The sequence below is a fragment of the Paenibacillus sp. FSL R5-0636 genome (assembly GCF_037974255.1).
Taxonomy (GTDB): Bacteria; Bacillota; Bacilli; order Paenibacillales; family Paenibacillaceae; genus Paenibacillus_AQ; species Paenibacillus_AQ odorifer.
The window spans coordinates 4,429,445-4,449,057 of sequence record NZ_CP150232.1 but is presented as its reverse complement, the minus strand read 5'-3'; the positions used below and the strand labels follow the sequence as shown (position 1 = coordinate 4,449,057).

The window sequence follows — 19,613 nt, the reverse complement described above, 5'->3', positions numbered from 1 at the left end:
TATAAATTCCTAAAAGTGTAACAAAATCAACGAATCTAATATATCCACTAAAATTAAGTCCACAGCAACCATGTTGCGGGTGGACTTTTTTGCTTTTTATATTTTTGAATTAGGGATGAATAAATCAGTGGTACTTTACAAAAACTTTATTCGATTAAGTCACTACTTTGCCAAATCAGGAGGGGTTCTTATTAAACCATTTATCGTTATAGTAGCGCTATTACTGGTTACTGCTTGTTCGGGTAATAACTCGGCCAACAACCAAATGACTACTCAACAAACGAAGGTTGACAATCATGCTCGTAAAACTACCTCAACGTCAACTTTAACGCAAGCATCTTCCATTTCCACGGAGAATGCAGGGAATTCAACAATTAAGACTAAACAAGTTCCTGGCGATGTAACGAAATGGCTGGATGGGTTCATCCGCACCAATCCACCTACAGGAGGCACAACAGACCAAACAACGTATCCGCAGCAGTCGGCCAAACCACAATATTCTGCAAATCCGCAACATTCTGCTGTCCCGCAGAAGTCTGCAAATCCACAACCATCCGCCAATACATCCCAATCAGTACAGCAAGTATTGGATCTTGTGAATAAAGAAAGAACGAATGCAGGCTTGAAGCCCCTTAGTTTAAATAGCGAACTTTCGAAAATGGCTTTGGCTAAAGCGCAGGATATGTATGACAACAATTATTTTGACCATCAGTCTCCTACGTATGGATCTCCGTTTGATATGATGAAAGCCTTCGGGATCTCATACAATTCAGCAGGGGAAAACATCGCCAAAGGTCAGTCGAGTGCAGAAGAAGTAATGAACCAATGGATGAACAGTCCTGGTCATCGTGCCAACATCCTGAATAGCAGCTTCACAGAAATTGGAATAGGTTACTATAACAGCGAGTGGGTTCAAGAATTTATTGGTTAGTGCGATTAAAGTAATAAACTTAACAGGGGTGTCCTAATAAGCTAAAAGTGGCTGTAGGGCATCCCTACTTTTCTGAAGTCTGCAAAATGAGATAGGGGATATTGAATCCGTATAGAACGGGTTATTTTTTGTGTTTTTTTATATGATAACGAATGAAAGTGACCAATAGAATCAGAAGAAATGGCAGGGTGTAAGCTAGGTTAGTGATCAAGGGCCATGTAATATTCACGATTTCCTCAAGCTCAGACTCTTGTGTGTAAGTCGTTACAGATAACAGCAGGCAAACAAAAGCAAGAGGGAAAACAATTAAACGTTCATCCTTCAATCTCAGAAGCTCCTTTAGTACTTTAATAAGAATAAGCAGCAGGATAGAAGCCTTGAAATAGAAGCCGATAATGAGTGAAAAACCAATCACGGATTCGATTCTTTCAATGGTTTCCTGAAAATAAATGAGTCTCGCCAACTGATATAATGAATATTTTAAGCTGCCGGGCAGTGGTCCCAGTACCATAATACTGCTAATGACAGAAGCAATTAACGTCAGGGCATTGATGATGAGTGCAAGATACATTTGTTTTCCCAGTTTAGAATTGTCTTCTTTACGCACGAACGGTAAAATCATCGAAAAAACGATAAGCTCGGAATAGGGAAAGCCATAGACTACATATGCAGCGCTTAGGATAGGCCTAAATCCATCAGGCATGATGGGCAGTAGGTATTCGGGATGATATAACCCTGCTACGAGTATCCAGACTAAGATGATAAATCCGAACATTAGTGACATTAGGACGGCTGCCATGCGGGCAATCACTTCGATTCCAGCTAGAGCTGTCATCGCAATCGTTATAAAAAACATGGTATTTACCGCGTAAGTGGGCGTTTCTTTTAACATCGTACTTTTGAAAAAGGTTCCGATCTCAATTACAATTCCTGCGACATTCCAAAACAGCACACAAGTGAAAGGAATTAGGAGGACAAGGGTCAGTCCGTTTCCAAGTACGGAGCGGCTTTGTTCCACAAGCGAAAGATCTGGCGCTCGTCGGTTCAAATATAGAATGCCGGAAAGCAGAAGCATTCCTATGGCCGAGGCGATTAAGAGGGATATCCAGGCTCCGTTGCCGGCAAAGTTAGTTAATGATGCAGGGACGATGACGATTGAGGAACCGGTCATAAAGAAGAGAAACAGCATGGACATTTGGATCGAGCTAACACGTTCTTGCTTATTCATACGTTCCTCCTCATTCTTTAAGCTTATGAAATGGTTGGGTTGATCCAATGGACGATGTGCTCAGCTGGAGCCGTAAGTAAATTGAAGATGGAGTCTAAATTGGGCCATGGCTTAGCTGCAATAAAGATAAATCCGAGATAAAGTACGGGTAGTAATAATACTCCATAAACTACTCGATCGCGGATGGAGGCTTGCCTAAACCTTGGGATGTCATGGGCTAGCATAGCGGAAGCTAATAAGAGGACGCAGATTATTTTTCCCACCATAGCTACTTCTCCTTTGTTCCGAATATTGTACCTGAGTTCATTCCAGTGCTTAACACTTTGACATCAACGTTGATATCGAACTGAGTCTGGGCGAATGTATCCTTCCATTGAGGCTCTAGTTGTTTCCACAGCTGCGGATTTTTCCGGTAAATCTGATTGCCAATTCCGAGTGCATCGATCTTTTTTGTTTTCAAAAACTTGGTTGCATGCTCAACCTGTTGTTCAACCTGAGTTATGACACGCTGCTCAAAAAGCTTCATGTCCTTATTGTTTTTTATATGTGAGCAACGTAATTCTCCGATCATCCCTTCAATAGCAATTTTTACACCGACGGATACAGAACCATTTTTCACGGTTGGAGTAAGCGTACTGTTGAAGGTAAGCACTTCAAGCGTTTCTTTTTTTCGCAGCGGTTCTTCGGTTTCATCCGGGCAAGGAAATTCTAGTACTCCATAGATATATCTATCCGTCAGCATCATGAATGCTTCTGTATCCTTTTCCTTTAGGATGTCAATCATTTTCCCGTCATGGATTACAGCCAGCCCAGATATCAATGGTTTATGATCCAAACTGGTCTTATGCAGGTAAGGGATGATGGAAGTATTGGAGGGGCTACACATTTGTATAGCCAGCTCATAGAGAGGAATCTTGGAAGTTTTTGCGGCATATAGAGCACCGCTCGTCTCCATTCTCTTATACTGTTGACCAATGGTCTGCTCGATAAACGGGTTGATATCTAAAAATGGTGCCGCAGATTGCTCAGCGATGAGAGGAAGAACGGTACCACGTGGTTCTTGATCTCTGGAGAAAAAATCAAGCACCTCCCGGATGTTCGAGGTTCTGGCTAGTTGCTCCCCGATTAATATGACACGCATATGATCCCATTTGGCTTTTCGACCAAATTTTGCCGGGATCTCCCTTATTGCTTCAAAAAAGGTTTCTCCACTTGTAACAATATTAATTCCCTTCGACGCTGGATCCCCTGCTTGTCCCATTTCTATTTTGGTGGAAGGATTATAGAAATGTGTCGTGATCACAATCCGATTGTCTTCGCTTTGGTCAATGGCGACCGCCTGCACATACCCATACTCGTCCAATTCTTTATTATCCCAGCATCCGCTAGTTAGAGTGAGTACAAGAAGGGAAATTAGTATGGTAGTAAGTCGCTTCACTATATCTACTTCCTTCCTGAAGTCTTTTTATATAGGTGTCGATTCCGTGGTGAATGAAGCAGCAGTCTTCTCGGAAGTAGAAAAATAGAATCACGTACTCTTTTGAGATCTAGCGGAGCTAACGAGTCTAAATACGGTTCTCCTAAAGAGCGCAAGGTAGCCAGATGGAGGTAAATTAGAATAAAACCGACCATGATGCCAAGTCCTCCGAACGTTGCCGCGAGAATCATTAAGGGAAACCGTAAAATCCGCAGCGCAATTGCCATATTGTATTGAGGTAGCGCAAATGAGGCAATGCCCGTCAAAGCGACGACAATGACCATGACCGGAGAGGCAATCTGCGATTGAATAGCCGCTTGTCCAATGACCAATGCTCCAACGATACTGACGGCCGATCCAATCGGTCTGGGTAAGCGTATGCCCGCCTCTCTCAAAAGCTCAAAGAAAAACTCCATGATCAAAGCTTCAACCATAGCCGGAAAGGGGATTCCTTCGCGTGTGTTTAGAATGGCAAGCAGCAGAACCGTGGGAATTAGTTCGGAATGGAAGTTGGATAAGGCAATATAGGTACTGGGTAACAGCAGGGCGATGATGAAGGCAGCGACCCTAATCAATCTTATCAATGATGAAAAAATGGTTCGGTAGTAATAATCTTCGCTATTCGTAAAAAACTCCATGAAATTCCCGGGACAGATCAGAATGGAAGGACTTCCGTTAACCATAGCAATAATCTTCCCGTCTAGCAGAGCTGTTATAGCTGTATCCGGTCGTTCTGTGTAGCGGACTTGTGGAAATGGTGAGTAGAGAGAATCACCGATCCACTCTTCGAGATAGGAGACGTCAAGAATTTCTTCCTGATCAATACTTGCTATACGTTGTTTGAATTGATTTAATGCTTCTGGTTTCACCACTCCATCCAGATAACCATAGGACAACGTTCTTTGAACCTGCTTACCAGAGGTAAAGAACTCGAACTTAAGATTAGTAGATTTTAGCAAACTACGAATAACACCTATATTACGCTCTAAGCTTTCTATAAAGCTGACGTGAGGACCTTGAACAGTAGGCTCTGAAATGGGCTCAGAGGTTTGGCGCTGTTCTACATCAAAGGCATAATAGGCAACGGCTTTTTGCCAACCTGTAAAGAAAAGGACAACTTTCCCATCAAGAATCCCCTTAATGGCTTGACCGATATTGTCCATTAATTCAAGCAGCGGTGATGAAACACCATTTTTTTCAAAATAAGAGATGACATCTTCAACGGTTACGTCCAAGGTGGGCCCCAGCTCATGCGGAACTATATTTTGCAAGACATCTTTAAAATAATTTGTAGGGTCAGACTTAGTAAGTGTATTGAAATAGACGGATGAGGCTTCATACTTAAGATCCGGGCCATAATGCCATGGAATAACCTTTAGGTCTGAGCAATTGGCAAAACAGTCATTAATAATCTGCAAGTTGTCTTCGAGAGACGCAGAGATAGCATGGGAAAAAAGATCCTTCATTGAAAGCTCATTTTCGGCTTCGATTTGAGGGGGCACCTTAGGATTAGACGGAGGCGTCTTGGCGTTAAAAAATTTCCGCATGCAATTCTCCTTAAATAAATTAGATGTTAAGTGTGATTTTTATCTTCTCCCTTATTTAGGAATTTATTCGGAAGATAGAGATAGATCAAATTCTTCGTAAAATGAACAATTGGAACTGGCTCATGGAGGAGTTGCGATGTTATAATGAACATAATTTTTTCAGGAGGTGCTCCTTGTGACCCATTCCATTCGTTTATGGTAGTCCGTGGTGCAAGACAAGTGGACTCATTCATTTTTTTGAGATAAGGAAATGAGTTTATTTGTGATGTGCCTGTTTCAGTGTGCCTATGCTCATGGAATGAGTTTATCTAAGTTTTTAATCAAAGGAGATGACCTTATGCAAATACAATGGAAAAAAGCCTTCGCCCTTATTTTTAGCGGACAGATTTTCTCGATTCTCACGAGTTCGATGGTTCAATTCGCGGTGATCTGGCACTTGACGGAATCGACAGGGTCAGCGGCAGTTCTGATGATTGCTGGGTTGGCAGCGTTTTTGCCGCAAGCGGTCTTGGGTCCTTTCGTAGGGGTTTGGCTGGACCGTTGGAATCGTAAAATAACAATGATTATTGCTGATAGCGCAATAGCGCTTTTCAGTCTGATATTAGGTATTTATTTCATGTGGGGGGAACCGGGACTTGGTTTTGTGTATGTCATTCTGAGCTTGCGTTCAGCGGCTTCGGCCTTTCATGCCCCGGCTTTTCAGGCGGCTGTTCCGTTGATTGCACCTGAAGAAGAACTGACAAGAGTCGCGGGCTGGCAGCAGATGGTGTTCTCTTTCTCGAATGTAATTGGTCCTGTACTTGGGATAGCGGTTTACTCGGCAACTTCGCTTGGGGCGGTATTGCTACTCGATGTGGCCGGGGCTTTGATTGCGAATCTGATGCTGTTCATGGTGAAGATCCATCAGCCTAAAGTGCAGGCTACAGCTGCGCCGTCTTTCGTTCAAGAATTCCGTTTGGGTTGGAACGCACTCATTCAAGCGAAACCCATTGTGTTGATTACGGGGGCTACTGCGGTGTTTAGTATCGCATTTATGCCGCTGGCGACACTGTTTCCTTATATGACTTTGTCTCATTTTGGCCGTGGAGGATACAGTGCCAGCCTGGTGGAAGCGGTGTTCAGCATCGGGATGATTTTAGGTGGTCTGCTATTGTCGATGTTCTCATCAAAATGGAGCGACATTAGCTATATGAGCGTAGGTCTGCTAGTCATCGGTCTTACCTGTGTGATCAGTGGTTTGATTGGTCCGAATGCATTTGTGATCTTTGCCATTCTCTCGTTCTTCATGGGCAGTGCGGCACCCTTCTTCAATGGTCCCTTCATGGCGATGATCCAGCGTTCTTTTGAACCCGAGATGCTTGGGCGTGTCATTTCACTTGTGACCAGCATTATGATGTTGTCTTCGCCAATTGGACTGCTGTTGGCAGGACCTGTAGTGGATCGATACGGAGTGCAGCTATGGTTCCTCGGTTCAGGAATTGTGGTGATGCTGACCGCTCTGTTTATTTTCATCCAGTTTCGGCGACTGGCGTCCGCGATTCCGATGAATTGATTAGGGTAAAAACTTTCCTATGAAAAGAGTTTATTGGCCGGTCCGAGAGGATCGGCTTTTTGGCGGTTCTTCATATTTTTCCAAATTATAATATGATAGAATTACGTTCACTTGGAGGGATACATAATATGAATCTTAACATTGCTATCTGTGACGATCAGAGGCAAGATGCCTCGCGGTTGGAAGAATTACTCAAGAAGCAGATGACTAGCCTGCAAGGGATGACCGCCTCTATTGAGATTTATGAATCAGGCCAAACCCTGCTTCAGACAATGACGTCTACCGCATACGATATAGTTTATCTGGATATGGAGATGCCCGAGTATAACGGTATAGAAGTTGCAGAGAAGATCCGGCTCAAAGATGCCAGGGTATTAATTATTTATGTCACCAGCCATACAAGTTATATGAGAAGAAGCTTTGCGGTTCATCCCTTTCGCTATTTGCTGAAACCTATTGATGAACATGAACTGCAGACCGCCACAGTCAAAGCCATTCAGCTATGCTTGCAAAGAAACAATGTGCTGACATTCTCAATCCATCATATGAGCTATAATTTAAGGGTAGATGATATTATGTATATCACGGTAGAACGAGGTAAAAAGTTGGTCCTTTATACTGAACAAGAGACTTACTCGTATTATGGCAAACTGGGAGATTTGGAAGGACAGCTGGGATCACATGATTTCTGTCGCGTACATACGGGATTCCTAGTAAATTGGGTGCATGTTCGTTCTTTAAGCAAGGAACTTATTCAGCTGAAGAACGGGGTGGAACTTCCAGTCAGCCGCAGTAAAAGCTCTGATTCTTTACGGTCATACCATGCCTTTATAGAAAAGAGGCTCTTAAGATAAATGTCTTTCATCCGGGAGATTAGTCCTTACTTTTTTGGTGTATTTATGCTCATCCTTATATATGTTCCGCAAGGGGTCACATTTTATATTTTTCTCAAGAAATTTCTAATCCTGAACAGGAGCAAAAAGTCATTTATAGGCTGTCTTATTATCTTTTATATGGTTAAATCGCTTACTGCTGCTAGCTTATCTCTAGTTGACTCGGTCATCCTTCACCTGATTGTGTATAGTCTGATTACAATTGTTTATTTCCGCGGCAGTGTGCTACAAAAGCTGTTCTTTAGCAGTTTCTATACAGTGTTTACGGTTGTTATTGAAATGTTGGTATGGTATGGGATTCAGCATATCCCGCTCAATACCGGTGGAATAAATGAAGCTAATTTTTGGTGGTTATCTTTTGCTTTCCTATTTGTTATTTTGCTAAGCATCATGTTATGTCTGCTATTGTTGCGGTTATTCAAAGTGGACACCACTACGTTATTGTCGAATCAGGATTGGGCTGTGTTGAATCTTGTTTCGGCGGGTTCTTTGCTTATTATTATTGTGAATCTGAGATATTCCAGTGATAAACCTTTTAATATTCCGCTTGATTTTGTGTTCATTCTGCTTGGTATTCTTGTAATTAATGTGGCTGTAATGTTTATATATCAAAAGTTAATGAAACGGATGCAGATCGAATTCCATAATCATGTGCTTCAGCAGCAAGTGAAGGATTACACGAGTAAACTGAAAGATAATCAGGAAGCACAGCGTTTGCGGCATGATCTGAATCATGTGCTGATCCTTATTCATTCTCTGCTGGATGAAGGCGCTTTAGAAGAAGCCAAGCGATATATTGCAGAGGTTGCTTCGACACAGGAGGCGGGAGAAAAGTTTATTTCTTCTGGAAATATCGCTATTGATGCCATTTATAATGAGAAATTCGCAAAAGCTGAGCTACATCAAGTTACAATGCAATCTCATTTTCGCATCCCGCAGGACCTGTCACTTGCAGGCAAAGAGGTTGATATTGCAATTATTCTAGGCAATGCATTAGATAATGCAATTGAAGGGGTTCAGAGATTACCAGAGTCAGAGCAGAATGTTATTGAGCTGGAAGTAATTTATACCGAAGGGTTATTGGTGATTTCTTTAAAGAATCCTGCATCTCTGCTTACAGAGGACGGGCAGGGCTCTTTTTTGTCCAGCAAGCGGAACTTTGGGAGTAGAGGGTTCGGAATCGAAAGCATTGAGTATGCGGTTCAACAGCTTCAAGGAAGCGTCAGTTTCAGATATGAGAATGGGCAGTTCATGATGTTGGCGGTATTACCACTGCCTGAGTAGCAATCCGAAACCAACTACTCCACCTAACCTGCAAGTTACGGTCTCTTCCCGCGGGCAAGCAGCGGTCCATGATATATTGAGGCTGTTCTTATTAAAGGGAGGGTATTCCGTTGACATTGTCATTGCTCATCAGTGCAGTCCTTCAGCTCATCTTATTCAGCATCATTCCCTATACATACTGGTTTTTTACAAGCAGAACAACATCATCCTTTGCCATGTGGATTGGCTGGAAGAAACCCCAATTGATTTCTAGGAAGCAGTTCATACTATGTTTTATACTTACGATGACTATATTCACCAGTCTGGGAATGCTTACAGCAATCTACATGCTGGATAGGAATACTTTGGCCAGCTCACAGTTTTATGGTACAGGTCTTAAAGGTTTGATTCCGGCATTGATTTATTCTTGGTTGCAGACTAGCTTGTCCGAAGAGATTCTGTTCCGCGGCTTCATTGGAAAACGGTTAAGTTCGAAATTCGGATTCGGAATTGGAAACTGTGCTCAAGCTTTATTATTTGGTGTCGTACATGCTGTGCTGTTATACAGTAGTGCCGGATTTTTGAATTCTGCTGTTGTAATGCTTCTTACGGGTCTTGTGGGTTGGAGTATCGGAATATTGAATGAGAAGTTATCCGGCGGTTCGATCATTCCAGGTTGGGTCCTGCACGGGCTGACTAATCTGATTTCCTCCATTTTTATGATGTATCAATGGATGTAGCGATCAAAGTTTTTAGAGAGTACATTTTAAAAATATGGTAAACTAAAAAAGTCTTAAATTATAAGATTAAAGTTTATATACCATTTTTATTGGGAGGTAGATATTATGAAAAACAATGTCAGCTTGCAAAATTATATGGGGAAAACGTTTAACTGATCAAGCGTGTTAGCGTTCCCCACCATTCGAAAGGGGAAAATCATTTGAATCAGGTATTATTAATCATCGATGCACAACAAGAATTAATGGATGGAAACGAAAAGGAAAGTGCGGTATTCAATAAAGAGCAGCTTATCCGGAATATTAATAAAGTGATTGAACAAGCAAAAGAAGCCAATGTCGAAGTTGTGTTTGTTAGGGATCTTGATGTCGCTGAAGGAACAGGTGCAGGCTTTCAAGTGCACAATGAAATCAATAGGTCTGTAAATGCCAAAATCTTTGATAAGCTGGCAACGAATTCTTTTCACGGAACTGAACTGCTACAATATCTGAAAGATCAGCAGATTGAGCATGTGGTCATTATGGGATGTAAAACTCAACACTGCATCGATACTGCGGTTCGGACGGCTACGGTTAGCGGCATGGATGTTACATTGGTCGGAGATGGTCATTCTACAACGGGCAATGATGTTTTAAGTGCAGAACAAATCATCAAGCATCACAATAAAACATTACATGGGCACTACAATGTCGAACATTTTTCTATGGTCAGAAGTTCCGAAGAAGATTTGTTTCGCCCAACGCATGACTCTTATAGATAATAATTCAGAGGCGGCACTTAAATGTGCCGCTTTTTGCTGTTTTGCATTACCTCTGATTTTCCTCACCTATTCTGATAGACATATTCGCCTAAACCATTTCCATCCCATCTTTATGGGATTGTTCTTGCAAGGGATCTACTTATAATTGTTAGTAATTCTTAAACAATATGAGTAGGGACGGGATCAACATGATAGCAGCAAAAGATATAGAGTTTAAAAGCAGACACGGGCAGCGGCTGGGGATGATGGCGGCTATTTGTATGGGGGCGTTTATTTCCCATTTTACAGCCGGAATTGTGAATGTGTCGCTTCCTTTTATTGTGGATTATTTTCAGACAGAGCTTGGGAAGGGATTATGGATCACAACAGGGTATCTGCTAGTGATTACGGCACTTCTTCCTGTTATGGGGAAACTGGGCGACCGTTATGGTTTTCGCCGGATTCACAATCTTGGATTTGTGATCTTTACTGTGGGTTCCATCCTGGTCGCTTTTTCACCTAATTTACCAATATTGCTAACGCTCAGAGTTATACAGGGAGTAGGAGCTGCGATGTTCCAAGCAACTAATATTGCGCTCATCACCATTCATATGCCGAAAGAGCAAAGAGGACGTGCACTCGGAATTTTAAGTACAGCTGTCGCACTGGGCGGGATGACGGGACCTATAGCGGGAGGTTTGATTGCAGAGTGGCTGAGCTGGAAATGGTTATTTTTAATCCATGTTCCTGTGGCGATTGTGGCTACAATTATGGCATATCGGTACATACCCAACCGTGTGCAAGAGCGCAAACCGGGTGCTATCAGCTTCGTGGGGGCCAGCTTGTTTATGGCATTCATCACCTTGGTTCTTCTCGTAATAACAAATGGGAGCAAATGGGGCTGGGTGTCCGTGTGGACGATGACAAGTTTGGTGGGGGGGTTCTTGTTACTGATTACTTTTCTATTCTGGGAACGGAAGCAAAAGAATCCTTTTCTACCCTTACAAGCTTTGAAAATTCCAACTGTAGCGGGAGGCTTGATCGTTAGCTGTGCCTCTTTTATTCTGTCTAATACATTGCTTGTCCTTATTCCATTTTATTTGATGGGGGCGGCGGTTCCGTTCTCGTCATCTACGACAGGATATATTATGGCGGCTTATCCCATTGCCTTGGCGTTTGCAGGTCCTCTCGCAGGCTACTGTTCCGACCGTTATGGCTCTCATCGTCTGATGCTTATGGGACTGAGCTGTATGGGAAGCGGGTTTATCTTGTTGCTGGTGTATTTAGACCATATACCGGTTTATGGAATCGCGGCGATTCTATCTCTTATAGGCCTTGGTATGGGGCTCATTGCCTCTCCTAATAATAGCTTTATTATGCAGCAGACGCCTCGGGAACACGTAGGTTCGATTGGCGGATTAATTGCTTTAACAAGAAATGCGGGGATGGTCTTTGGCTCAGCACTTGGACTTGGTGTGATGAGTGGAGGGACAGGACAAGGGAGTCAGTTGCAGGCGTACAAATTGGTTTTTGAGATTAATATTTTCATTTGTTTAGGCGTTATTGTACTAATGATTGTTATAAATAGAAGGTCATTTAAATCTGCTTGATCTAAAAAAATGTGTGTGTAATCACAACTCAAGGTTTGGTGTTCTGTTACGTTGGAAGTAACGAATGATTATCTAGATATGGAGGATAACGATATGTTTTGTTACCAATGTGAACAGACACCGAATGGCGGATGCACCGTTGTAGGGGTATGTGGCAAAAATGAAACCATTGCGAGTTTACAAGATACGATGATTTTTGCATTAAAAGGAATTGCAGCTTATGCGACACATGCCCGGCAGCTAGGATATAGCGACCCCGAGGTGGATCGTATCACCCACGAAGCTTTGTATATGACGTTGACCAATTCCAACTTTAATACGCAGGAACATTTGGAGATGGCGATGAAGGTCGGAGATGCGGCGGTGCGCATCATGGATGTACTGGATCGTGCGCATACGGACCGCTTTGGCATTCCGCAACCAATCACAGTCAGTCAGAACAAAATTGAAGGTCAATGTATTGTTGTGACTGGACATAATATATATGCGTTGGAGGAATTACTGCGGCAGACAGAGGGGAAAGGCATCAACATTTATACTCACTCAGAAATGCTGCCTGCGCATGGATATCCTGCACTCAAAAAGTATAAGCATCTTAAAGGCAACATCGGCAAAGCGTGGTATGATCAGCGTAGATTGTTTGAGCAGTTTCCCGGTGCAATTCTTGCTACCACAAACTGTGTAATGCCGATTAAAGGCACTTATGCAGACCGCTTTTTCTCATATGAAGTAGCGGGGCTGGAAGGTGTAGAGAAAATAACGGGCGACGACTTCTCCCCACTAATTAATCGAGCGTTGTCCCTACCTGCGGCTGATGTAGAGTCAGATCTGGTACTCACGACCGGATATCATCATGAAACTGTAATCGGGTTAGCACCAGAGATCATTCAAGCAGTCAAAGACGGGCATATCCGCCGGTTTTTCGTCATTGCAGGCTGTGATGCGCCAGGTACGGGCGGGAATTACTACCGTGAGTTGGCGACTTCCTTACCGAACGATACCGTCATTTTAACTACTTCTTGCGGAAAGTTCCGCTTTAATGACGTAGATTATGGCACCGTTGGAGACACCGGTATTCCGCGTTACATTGACCTTGGGCAATGTAATAATTCCGGTTCTACAGTGAAGATTGCCATGGCTCTGGCTGAGGCATTTGAGTGTACGGTGAACGAGCTGCCTGTCAGCATCGTGCTGTCTTGGTTTGAGCAAAAAGCAGTGGCCATTCTGCTAGGCTTGTTCAGTCTCGGCATTCAGGACATCCGCATCGGACCAAAGCCACCCGAGTTCATCTCGCCAGGTGTACTGGATGTGTTGGTAGAGCTTTTTGGGTTGAAGCTAATTACTACTGCTGAGGAAGATATGAACGCGATGTTGGCGTTGTCGTAGAGTAAAAATCAAAGGTTGCCGCCCATAAGGGATTGGCAGCCTTTTTTTGATAGGGGATTTAGGAGATACATCATTGTCGAAGCACGGCGATCCGTAAAGGATGATCATGCTTCTTAACTTGCCATTACGAGATGAACTTATCGCGTGCTCGCCACATAATTATAGAGGGTATCTCTCAACTCGAACTCGTACGTCAAACCATTAACAATCCCCACAACATGATCGTTGTCATACAGATCAAGCATGAATACAGCCATTTCCTTCGCGGTATGATATTTCGGCACAGTCCCATGATATTCGAATTCGGAGACATCGAAAGAAAGCTTCGCGAATTCTGTTTCTGTTGCGGCAGGTGCCAGCACTTTAGCCTGCATAAGTGCACCTTGACTCTTCAACTCATGAGAGAGTCCTTCAGTAAAGGCACTCACATAGAACTTAGTCGCACAGTACGTAATGGCATTTCCCACAATCGTATAGCCGCCACCGGATGAAACGTTGATTAATTGTGTTCCTTCAACATTGGAGTAATCACGAACGAATAGAGAGGAAAGGATCGTCAACGATTCAATGTTCAGATGCAGCATTGCAGAAATTTTATCTAAATCTTGCTTGGCCACTGAAGCGAAATTTCCAAATCCCGCATTGTTGATCCAAGTTTCGATTTCGAACCCTTGTAGATCCTCATAAAGCTTATAAGCATTACTAGAAACGGATAAGTCAGTCACTCGAATAACGACAACTACATCGGGGTAGTTATGATTGATTTCAGATTTTAGCTCCTCCAGTTGCTCCCTTCTGCGGGCTGTAACAATTAAGTTTTTACCGCGAGCCGCAAAGGCTAGAGCGGTTTCATAACCTATACCTGAACTGGCGCCTGTAACTACAGTATATTTCATGTGAATTCCTCCGTTTTTACAAGAATATTTAGTGTTTCAACAACGATGTAATCATAAAGCTTAGAGTTTACTCTAAGTCAAATGTTTTTTATAATTATGGGGACTCTTAAAATCAACATAGATTCGGGGGCTTGTATGTATACGATCAGCGATGTAGCCAAATTACTAGGGATTACCGCATATACACTGAGATATTATGAAAAGGAAAAGATTATTGCTCCGATACGGAATGCGAATGGAGAAAGAATATATGATGACTCCAATCTTGCTTGGCTGCGATTTGTGATGAGGTTGAAACAAACCCAAATGCCGATCTCACAAATTAGAGAATATGCGCAGTTATATTTAGAAGGAGAGCATACGGCCCAAGCCCGCTTGAACCTTCTTGAGAATCATAGTAACTCTATACAGAGCCAAATCAGAAACTTAACAGCCACAGAGAAGATGTTGAAAGACAAAATTGCAGCCTACAAAAATTCCCTTACGAAAGAGACAGGCATTCACTAAGCAGGCAACATAAAAGTATGCTAATGATTAAGATAATTGAGGGTTCAAAGAAAGGGCCCTCACGATTCATTGATAGACGCTAGTTCCGCACGTATGTTTGCGGAACTAGCGTCTTTTGCTTTTGGGCTAGACTCCGGCAAAATAGCCGTATGCCTCGCTATTCGCATCCTCGTCTCATTCGGCAATACCTTATTGACAGCGCTAGATGTATTCGTTATTGTGTTTAGAAACATGATTCAATTGAGAATGATTATCTCTTGAGAATTTAAAGGGAGTTTGCGAATCAGCTATGGACGTTCTGAAACTTATACAAATATGGAACCAGGTGATTATGAGTGTGCTGGACGTAAGGCTAAAGCAGGCCGGAACCGAGAACGATTTGAATCAATACCGTTTGCCAGCAAGCGCATTTATATTCGCTTTCCAAGGACAAGGCGAGTTGTGGGTTGATGATGAGGTGTGGCTGTGCGATCGTTTTCATGTACTGCACGCCGGCAAAGGCTCTTTGGTGACGGTTCGGAGCCGAGAAGCGCTGAATGTATATATCGTACTCTACAAAGCGTCTCTCCCCGCTTCGGCCTCGCGCGAATTTCATATGATGATGGAGGAATCCGACCCGTTTCTGGAAAGCTGGGGGTTCCCGCCTGGCGAACCGCTGGCCATGCTCGAGCTGCTTCAAACGATACGCGACGGTTGGCTTAATTCTGACGACGGATTGACCCGGCTGTCGGCCAAGGGAGACTTTATCCGCTTCGTTCACGCTGTCCTGAGGGAGCGTCTGTTCGGAGCTGGTGAGCCATCTTTATCGGAGCAAGTTATTCGGCATTTGTCCAGGAATTACCGCCAGCCGATCTCGTTTGAGGAGCTTGCTCGGCAATTGAATTACAGCCAACAATACATTTCGCGAAAATTTAAAGAACAGACGGGGCTCAGTCCGCTGGACTACGTCATTCGTTTCCGAATGGAAGATGCGAAGGCTCTGCTGGCCGGCACGATAGCAACGCAACAGGAAATAGCATCACATGTCGGTTATCCGGACCTCATTTATTTCAGCCGCATGTTCAAAAAGTATGTCGGCATGACGCCAGGCCAATATCGTAAACGATACGGCCAGTTCGTTTCAGATTATGCAAGGAATATGTCACAATCGTCCGTTGTTCTAAGCCGGTCATTAAGCTATCCTTTTTATGTGAGTGATATTGATTATCAATTTCAACAGGATGGGGCGAATAAAATGACTAGAGCAACCAGAAGTTTTTATGCAGTGATGCTGTTATGTTTGACCGTGATGTTAACAGCTTGTGGTGGGGCGGTGAACAACGGAGGCGCAACGAACAGCCAGGTTGCCGTTAGCGCTTCTCCAACCATGGTCACCCAAGAGTCAGAGGTTTTGACATCTTCGGAGATCAAGGTAGTTAAGACTGCTTTCGGCGATGTCGAGGTTCCTGCACATCCTCAGCGCGTAGCGGCAATTTCTTATCTCGGCACCGTACTTGCGCTGGAAGTCCAGCCGATCGCAGCCGAATCGTTCTTGATGTCGAGTCCTTATCTTGAGGGAATGCTGGACGTCGTGACGGATGTAGGTGACTCATTAGAGAAGCTGCTGGAGCTCAATCCGGATTTAATCATAACGCATAATCCACAGCCTGAGGTAGTCGATAAATATCAGATGATCGCACCTACGGTATCTGTTCCTTACAATCAGTTTGCATCCATTCAGGAGGAAATGATGTATTTCGGCGACTTGCTGGATAAACGCGAGGAAGCGGAGAAATGGAACGAACAATTCGAGAAGGACATTGCAGACATTCGGGAGAAAGTCCAACAAGCCGTTCCCGAAGGAGAGACGCTTTCAATTATGCAAGAGTACGATGGAAACGTGAGCCTTTTTGGTCCGAAGTCGGGACGAGGCGGCCGGCTAATGTATGAAATAATGGGGCTGAAACCGCCGACGACGGTTCCAGAATTTATGCTGAAAGAATCCTACTATGAATTTTCGCTGGAGAAACTTTCGGAGTACATGGGTGATTATTTGATTCTGACGACAGAAGCCAGCTTGGAATCGCTGCAGGCTGATCCGATCTGGGGGACGCTCGAGCCGATTCGCAACAATCGGGTATTTTTATGGACGGAGAACCAATCCTGGTACCGCGACCCAATCGCCGTGAAAAGACAAATCAACGAATTGACCGACTGGATCATGGAGGCAGCGAGTCGGTAACTGCCCAAAGTATGGATTGATCGAACAACGGTAAGTTAAAATCAGAACTTGCCGTTACAGCCAGCGCGCTGATCCGTACCATTAGTGACGACAGGAAATTTTTGAGCAGAAAGTTGGAGAGTGCTGTAATAAGGGTGTGAAATAGTTCGACAGAGGGTGTCCCAAACGTCATAAATTGACGTAGGGATACCCTCCTTTTTTAATGAGTGAGCGAAGCGAGAAGGAGGGAAGGAGCTAGAGATTGTGCTGAACGGTCAAGGTTATATCTCTTTCTATGCAAAGGTTATTTCCAAAATTCAGGTGAAAAGTAGGTAGACTCAGGACAAGCGATCACTATAATGGAAATATGAGACATTCATAGAACCGATCAATAGGATATAAATAGAATCCGGCTGAGTAAAAAAAAGCGATTAGAGGAGGCCATCTCGTGGGAAGATCATTCGCAAATTTGCATATCAAGTCGAACAACCTTGAGAAGACTGTCGAAGCATTAAGAGAGCTAAGCGAAGGGCATGCCAAAGTATTAGGCAAGTCCAATCATGAGGCTCCAGAGAGCAAAGTTGTCATGTACGTAAGCAAAAGCAACGAGAACTGGATCAGCGTGCTCCACGATTATTTTGTATGGGGTACGGTGAAGGAGGCCGGCAAAACGTTGTCCCAGCTTATCGGGGAGCCAGTGATGACCGCAGGATATATGAATGAGGAAATATTCGAGTTGTCGTTGTTCGAGAATGGAGACATTCAAGCCGAAAAGATCTTTTGTGAACAGTGGACGAGGGATGAATATGAACAACTCCGGGAAGAGCGTCTCAATGATGACTACCTGCGAAAAGCGTTGGATATCCGTAATGAGGATTTTGACGGCTTCATTGACATAACGAGTCCGGGACAAGCCGTAGATAAGCTGTCAGAACTCGTAAGTATGTCTTTATGGAGTGATTGGGAGTGGATCCCGTACGAAGAAACTCTCAGAAAACGATTTGTGAAATATGAATTTTGAAAATACACGAGCAAATGGCTAAGGACAGCTGAGATGACATTTTAGTACATGGCGGTGAGCGAAAAGAAATGGATAGATTAAAGAACAGCGGATTTTATAAGCTTAGATTCTTCATAAGGCCGGAAGAGTTTGAAAGCGTTTTGAAGCTTTTTGAACATAAGCAAGCGCAATTTCATCTAACCAATTATGCCCAGACAGAGCATGATCTGAATCAGGTGTATGAGGCGTATAAGACCTTTTATGATTATTTTAGGGCAGAAGAAAAAAGGAATGAGGGTTTCCCTTTCTTTGTTTATTCTATTTCTGTTGCGTCTGATAATGAAAGCTCTGGATTTTTCGCGAGAAATGAAGGTGTCTATTTTCCATATTACGGACAATGGGCAGAGGATGAACTGCCGTGTATCTTGCTATCATTTCCTAAAGGCTTTCAAATAGATTTGGAAGATGAAAAAGGGAAGTATTATATCTATGAGGATATTCGGGACCATAAGCCATTAACATATACGTTTTTCGATGAAATAACGGGTGCTATTAAAAAAATGACAAGGCCGCTTCGCTTCTCGGCGCATGATGCAGATGCTATGAAGGAGCAAAAGCCTTCTGTGCGTATAAGCCATGGTGCGATGCAAGATTTGAGCAAATCGTGGATTTTCAATAAATATGGGCTTGTGATGGGTGGAAAATAGTTCAGGGCAAATGACACCGAAGCACTGGCCAAGCTGGAGAATTCAAAAATTGGGGATTGATATGTTGCACTCTCTAAAATTTCAGTATTATCTTGGATAAAAAAGCTCCTCAACCTGCAATATTTTAAAGAATTCTCTTATTTGGAAGAGTTGCATGTTGGGGGCAGCAGGAGGAGTATTTATGTACATCGTATCTCGGCCAAAACCGCTGTCTGATGACCAAAACCAAGCACTTGCGAAGGAAGATGCCGCTGTTTATCCACCGGGCTACCTCCGGTTTTTGCGGCGATTCGGCGAAGGAACTTACAGAGGGTGGTTGAATGTTCAGCTTCCGGATGCGGAGGTGCTCAAACCTTTTGCAGAGTACGGATTATGGGAGCATGACGAAAACAGCCCCATTACTGAGCAACAGATCGGGGAGTGTATCGTTATAGGTACAACGGTTGACGGTGATTTTCTGGCAGTGTATCCACAGACAGCTGGGCTGCTCTGGCTACCTCGGCATGCGGAGCACGTGAAGGCGATTTTCCTGCAGGTACCGGAGCAGGAAGACGAGGGGATGTACGCTTTGGTGCTGGACGAAATATATCGTCAGGTGTATGGAATCATTCAAGGGGAGAACGTCTATTATGAACCGTGGACGGGCACTCGCAGCCATCGCTTTTTGCGTTTGCCACAAGGGCAGGACCAGCTTACGCTACCCGAACTGGCTGGATTGTGCCAACATGAATTTCCGCCGGATTTGTTTAATGAGAATGCCTATGCTTGTTTCCTGTTCTACCGGCAGCTGGGAGGCTATGTACGATTGAATTATGCCTACCAGCAAGAGGTGGCCGTCTTCTATGAACAGGATACGGGGCAGGCGTTTGCCGATATGGAGCAGTGGCTCTTGTCGAAAGGCTGCGAAGCGATTTCAGAAAATAACAGCTGATCTGGGTG

Annotated in this window: 19 protein-coding genes; 13 read left to right on the top strand and 6 right to left on the bottom strand. The window is 43.7% G+C overall.

What is annotated here, in order from left to right; genetic code table 11:
• Positions 1–115: 115 nt before the first annotated feature.
• The gene (locus MKX34_RS20240; protein ID WP_256717307.1) at positions 116–931 is read left to right on the top strand and encodes a CAP domain-containing protein; all 816 of its coding nucleotides are present in this window, start codon (positions 116–118) and stop codon (positions 929–931) included.
• A gap of 121 nt (positions 932–1,052) precedes the next feature.
• On the opposite strand, the gene MKX34_RS20235 is transcribed toward MKX34_RS20240, so the two are convergent.
• The 4 genes from MKX34_RS20235 to MKX34_RS20220 are packed head-to-tail and all read right to left on the bottom strand — an operon-like array spanning position 1,053 to position 5,183.
• Positions 1,053–2,159 (bottom strand): endospore germination permease, encoded by a 1,107-nt coding sequence (locus tag MKX34_RS20235; protein WP_076297652.1) that lies wholly within the window; start codon positions 2,157–2,159, stop codon positions 1,053–1,055.
• A gap of 23 nt (positions 2,160–2,182) precedes the next feature.
• Entirely contained in the window at positions 2,183–2,425 is a 243-nt protein-coding gene (locus MKX34_RS20230) for a hypothetical protein (RefSeq protein WP_036688786.1), read from the bottom strand.
• Between the two features lie 2 nt (positions 2,426–2,427).
• Positions 2,428–3,597, bottom strand: coding sequence for a Ger(x)C family spore germination protein (locus MKX34_RS20225; protein ID WP_036688784.1), 1,170 nt, complete (start codon positions 3,595–3,597; stop codon positions 2,428–2,430).
• Between the two features lie 5 nt (positions 3,598–3,602).
• Entirely contained in the window at positions 3,603–5,183 is a 1,581-nt protein-coding gene (locus MKX34_RS20220) for a spore germination protein (RefSeq protein ID WP_235219569.1), read from the bottom strand.
• A 337-nt stretch (positions 5,184–5,520) separates the two neighbouring features.
• On the opposite strand from MKX34_RS20220, the gene MKX34_RS20215 reads away from it, so the two are divergent.
• The 7 genes from MKX34_RS20215 (at position 5,521) to hcp (ending at position 13,364) form a co-directional block, all read left to right on the top strand.
• Entirely contained in the window at positions 5,521–6,735 is a 1,215-nt protein-coding gene (locus MKX34_RS20215) for an MFS transporter (RefSeq protein ID WP_076297651.1), read from the top strand.
• A 128-nt stretch (positions 6,736–6,863) separates the two neighbouring features.
• The gene (locus MKX34_RS20210; RefSeq protein WP_036688780.1) at positions 6,864–7,589 is read left to right on the top strand and encodes a LytTR family DNA-binding domain-containing protein; all 726 of its coding nucleotides are present in this window, start codon (positions 6,864–6,866) and stop codon (positions 7,587–7,589) included.
• Positions 7,590–8,912, top strand: coding sequence for a sensor histidine kinase (locus MKX34_RS20205; protein ID WP_038572109.1), 1,323 nt, complete (start codon positions 7,590–7,592; stop codon positions 8,910–8,912).
• Positions 8,913–9,022: 110 nt separating this feature from the next.
• On the top strand, positions 9,023–9,631 hold the full coding sequence (locus MKX34_RS20200) for a CPBP family intramembrane glutamic endopeptidase (RefSeq protein WP_036688777.1): 609 nt from the start codon (positions 9,023–9,025) through the stop codon (positions 9,629–9,631).
• 200 nt (positions 9,632–9,831) lie between these two features.
• On the top strand, positions 9,832–10,389 hold the full coding sequence (locus tag MKX34_RS20195; protein ID WP_036688775.1) for a cysteine hydrolase family protein: 558 nt from the start codon (positions 9,832–9,834) through the stop codon (positions 10,387–10,389).
• A gap of 188 nt (positions 10,390–10,577) precedes the next feature.
• Entirely contained in the window at positions 10,578–11,978 is a 1,401-nt protein-coding gene (locus tag MKX34_RS20190; RefSeq protein ID WP_143763797.1) for an MFS transporter, read from the top strand.
• A 93-nt stretch (positions 11,979–12,071) separates the two neighbouring features.
• Positions 12,072–13,364, top strand: coding sequence for a hydroxylamine reductase (gene hcp / locus MKX34_RS20185; protein ID WP_076275202.1), 1,293 nt, complete (start codon positions 12,072–12,074; stop codon positions 13,362–13,364).
• 137 nt (positions 13,365–13,501) lie between these two features.
• Here the strand turns inward: hcp and MKX34_RS20180 are convergent, their stop codons facing one another.
• The gene (locus tag MKX34_RS20180; RefSeq protein ID WP_076275203.1) at positions 13,502–14,260 is read right to left on the bottom strand and encodes an SDR family NAD(P)-dependent oxidoreductase; all 759 of its coding nucleotides are present in this window, start codon (positions 14,258–14,260) and stop codon (positions 13,502–13,504) included.
• Positions 14,261–14,395: 135 nt separating this feature from the next.
• Here MKX34_RS20180 and MKX34_RS20175 point away from each other — a divergent pair, with 135 nt between their 5' ends.
• Both MKX34_RS20175 and MKX34_RS20170 read left to right on the top strand, forming a co-directional pair.
• Positions 14,396–14,767 carry a MerR family transcriptional regulator gene (locus tag MKX34_RS20175; protein ID WP_038572105.1) on the top strand — a complete coding sequence of 124 codons (372 nt, stop codon included), beginning with the start codon at positions 14,396–14,398 and terminating at the stop codon, positions 14,765–14,767.
• Positions 14,768–15,056: 289 nt separating this feature from the next.
• Positions 15,057–16,988, top strand: coding sequence for an AraC family transcriptional regulator (locus MKX34_RS20170; protein ID WP_038572103.1), 1,932 nt, complete (start codon positions 15,057–15,059; stop codon positions 16,986–16,988).
• Here MKX34_RS20170 and MKX34_RS20165 read toward each other — a convergent pair.
• Entirely contained in the window at positions 16,966–17,160 is a 195-nt protein-coding gene (locus MKX34_RS20165; RefSeq protein WP_179089023.1) for a hypothetical protein, read from the bottom strand. The genes MKX34_RS20170 and MKX34_RS20165 overlap by 23 nt on opposite strands.
• Before the next feature lie 255 nt (positions 17,161–17,415).
• Between MKX34_RS20165 and MKX34_RS20160 the strand changes: the two genes are divergently transcribed.
• The 3 genes from MKX34_RS20160 (at position 17,416) to MKX34_RS20150 (ending at position 19,605) form a co-directional block, all read left to right on the top strand.
• Entirely contained in the window at positions 17,416–17,988 is a 573-nt protein-coding gene (locus MKX34_RS20160) for a hypothetical protein (RefSeq protein WP_036688772.1), read from the top strand.
• 68 nt (positions 17,989–18,056) lie between these two features.
• Complete coding sequence (locus tag MKX34_RS20155; protein WP_076297650.1) at positions 18,057–18,674, top strand: hypothetical protein; 618 nt, start codon at positions 18,057–18,059, stop codon at positions 18,672–18,674.
• A 181-nt stretch (positions 18,675–18,855) separates the two neighbouring features.
• Positions 18,856–19,605 carry a hypothetical protein gene (locus MKX34_RS20150; RefSeq protein WP_076143776.1) on the top strand — a complete coding sequence of 250 codons (750 nt, stop codon included), beginning with the start codon at positions 18,856–18,858 and terminating at the stop codon, positions 19,603–19,605.
• Positions 19,606–19,613: the final 8 nt, after the last annotated feature.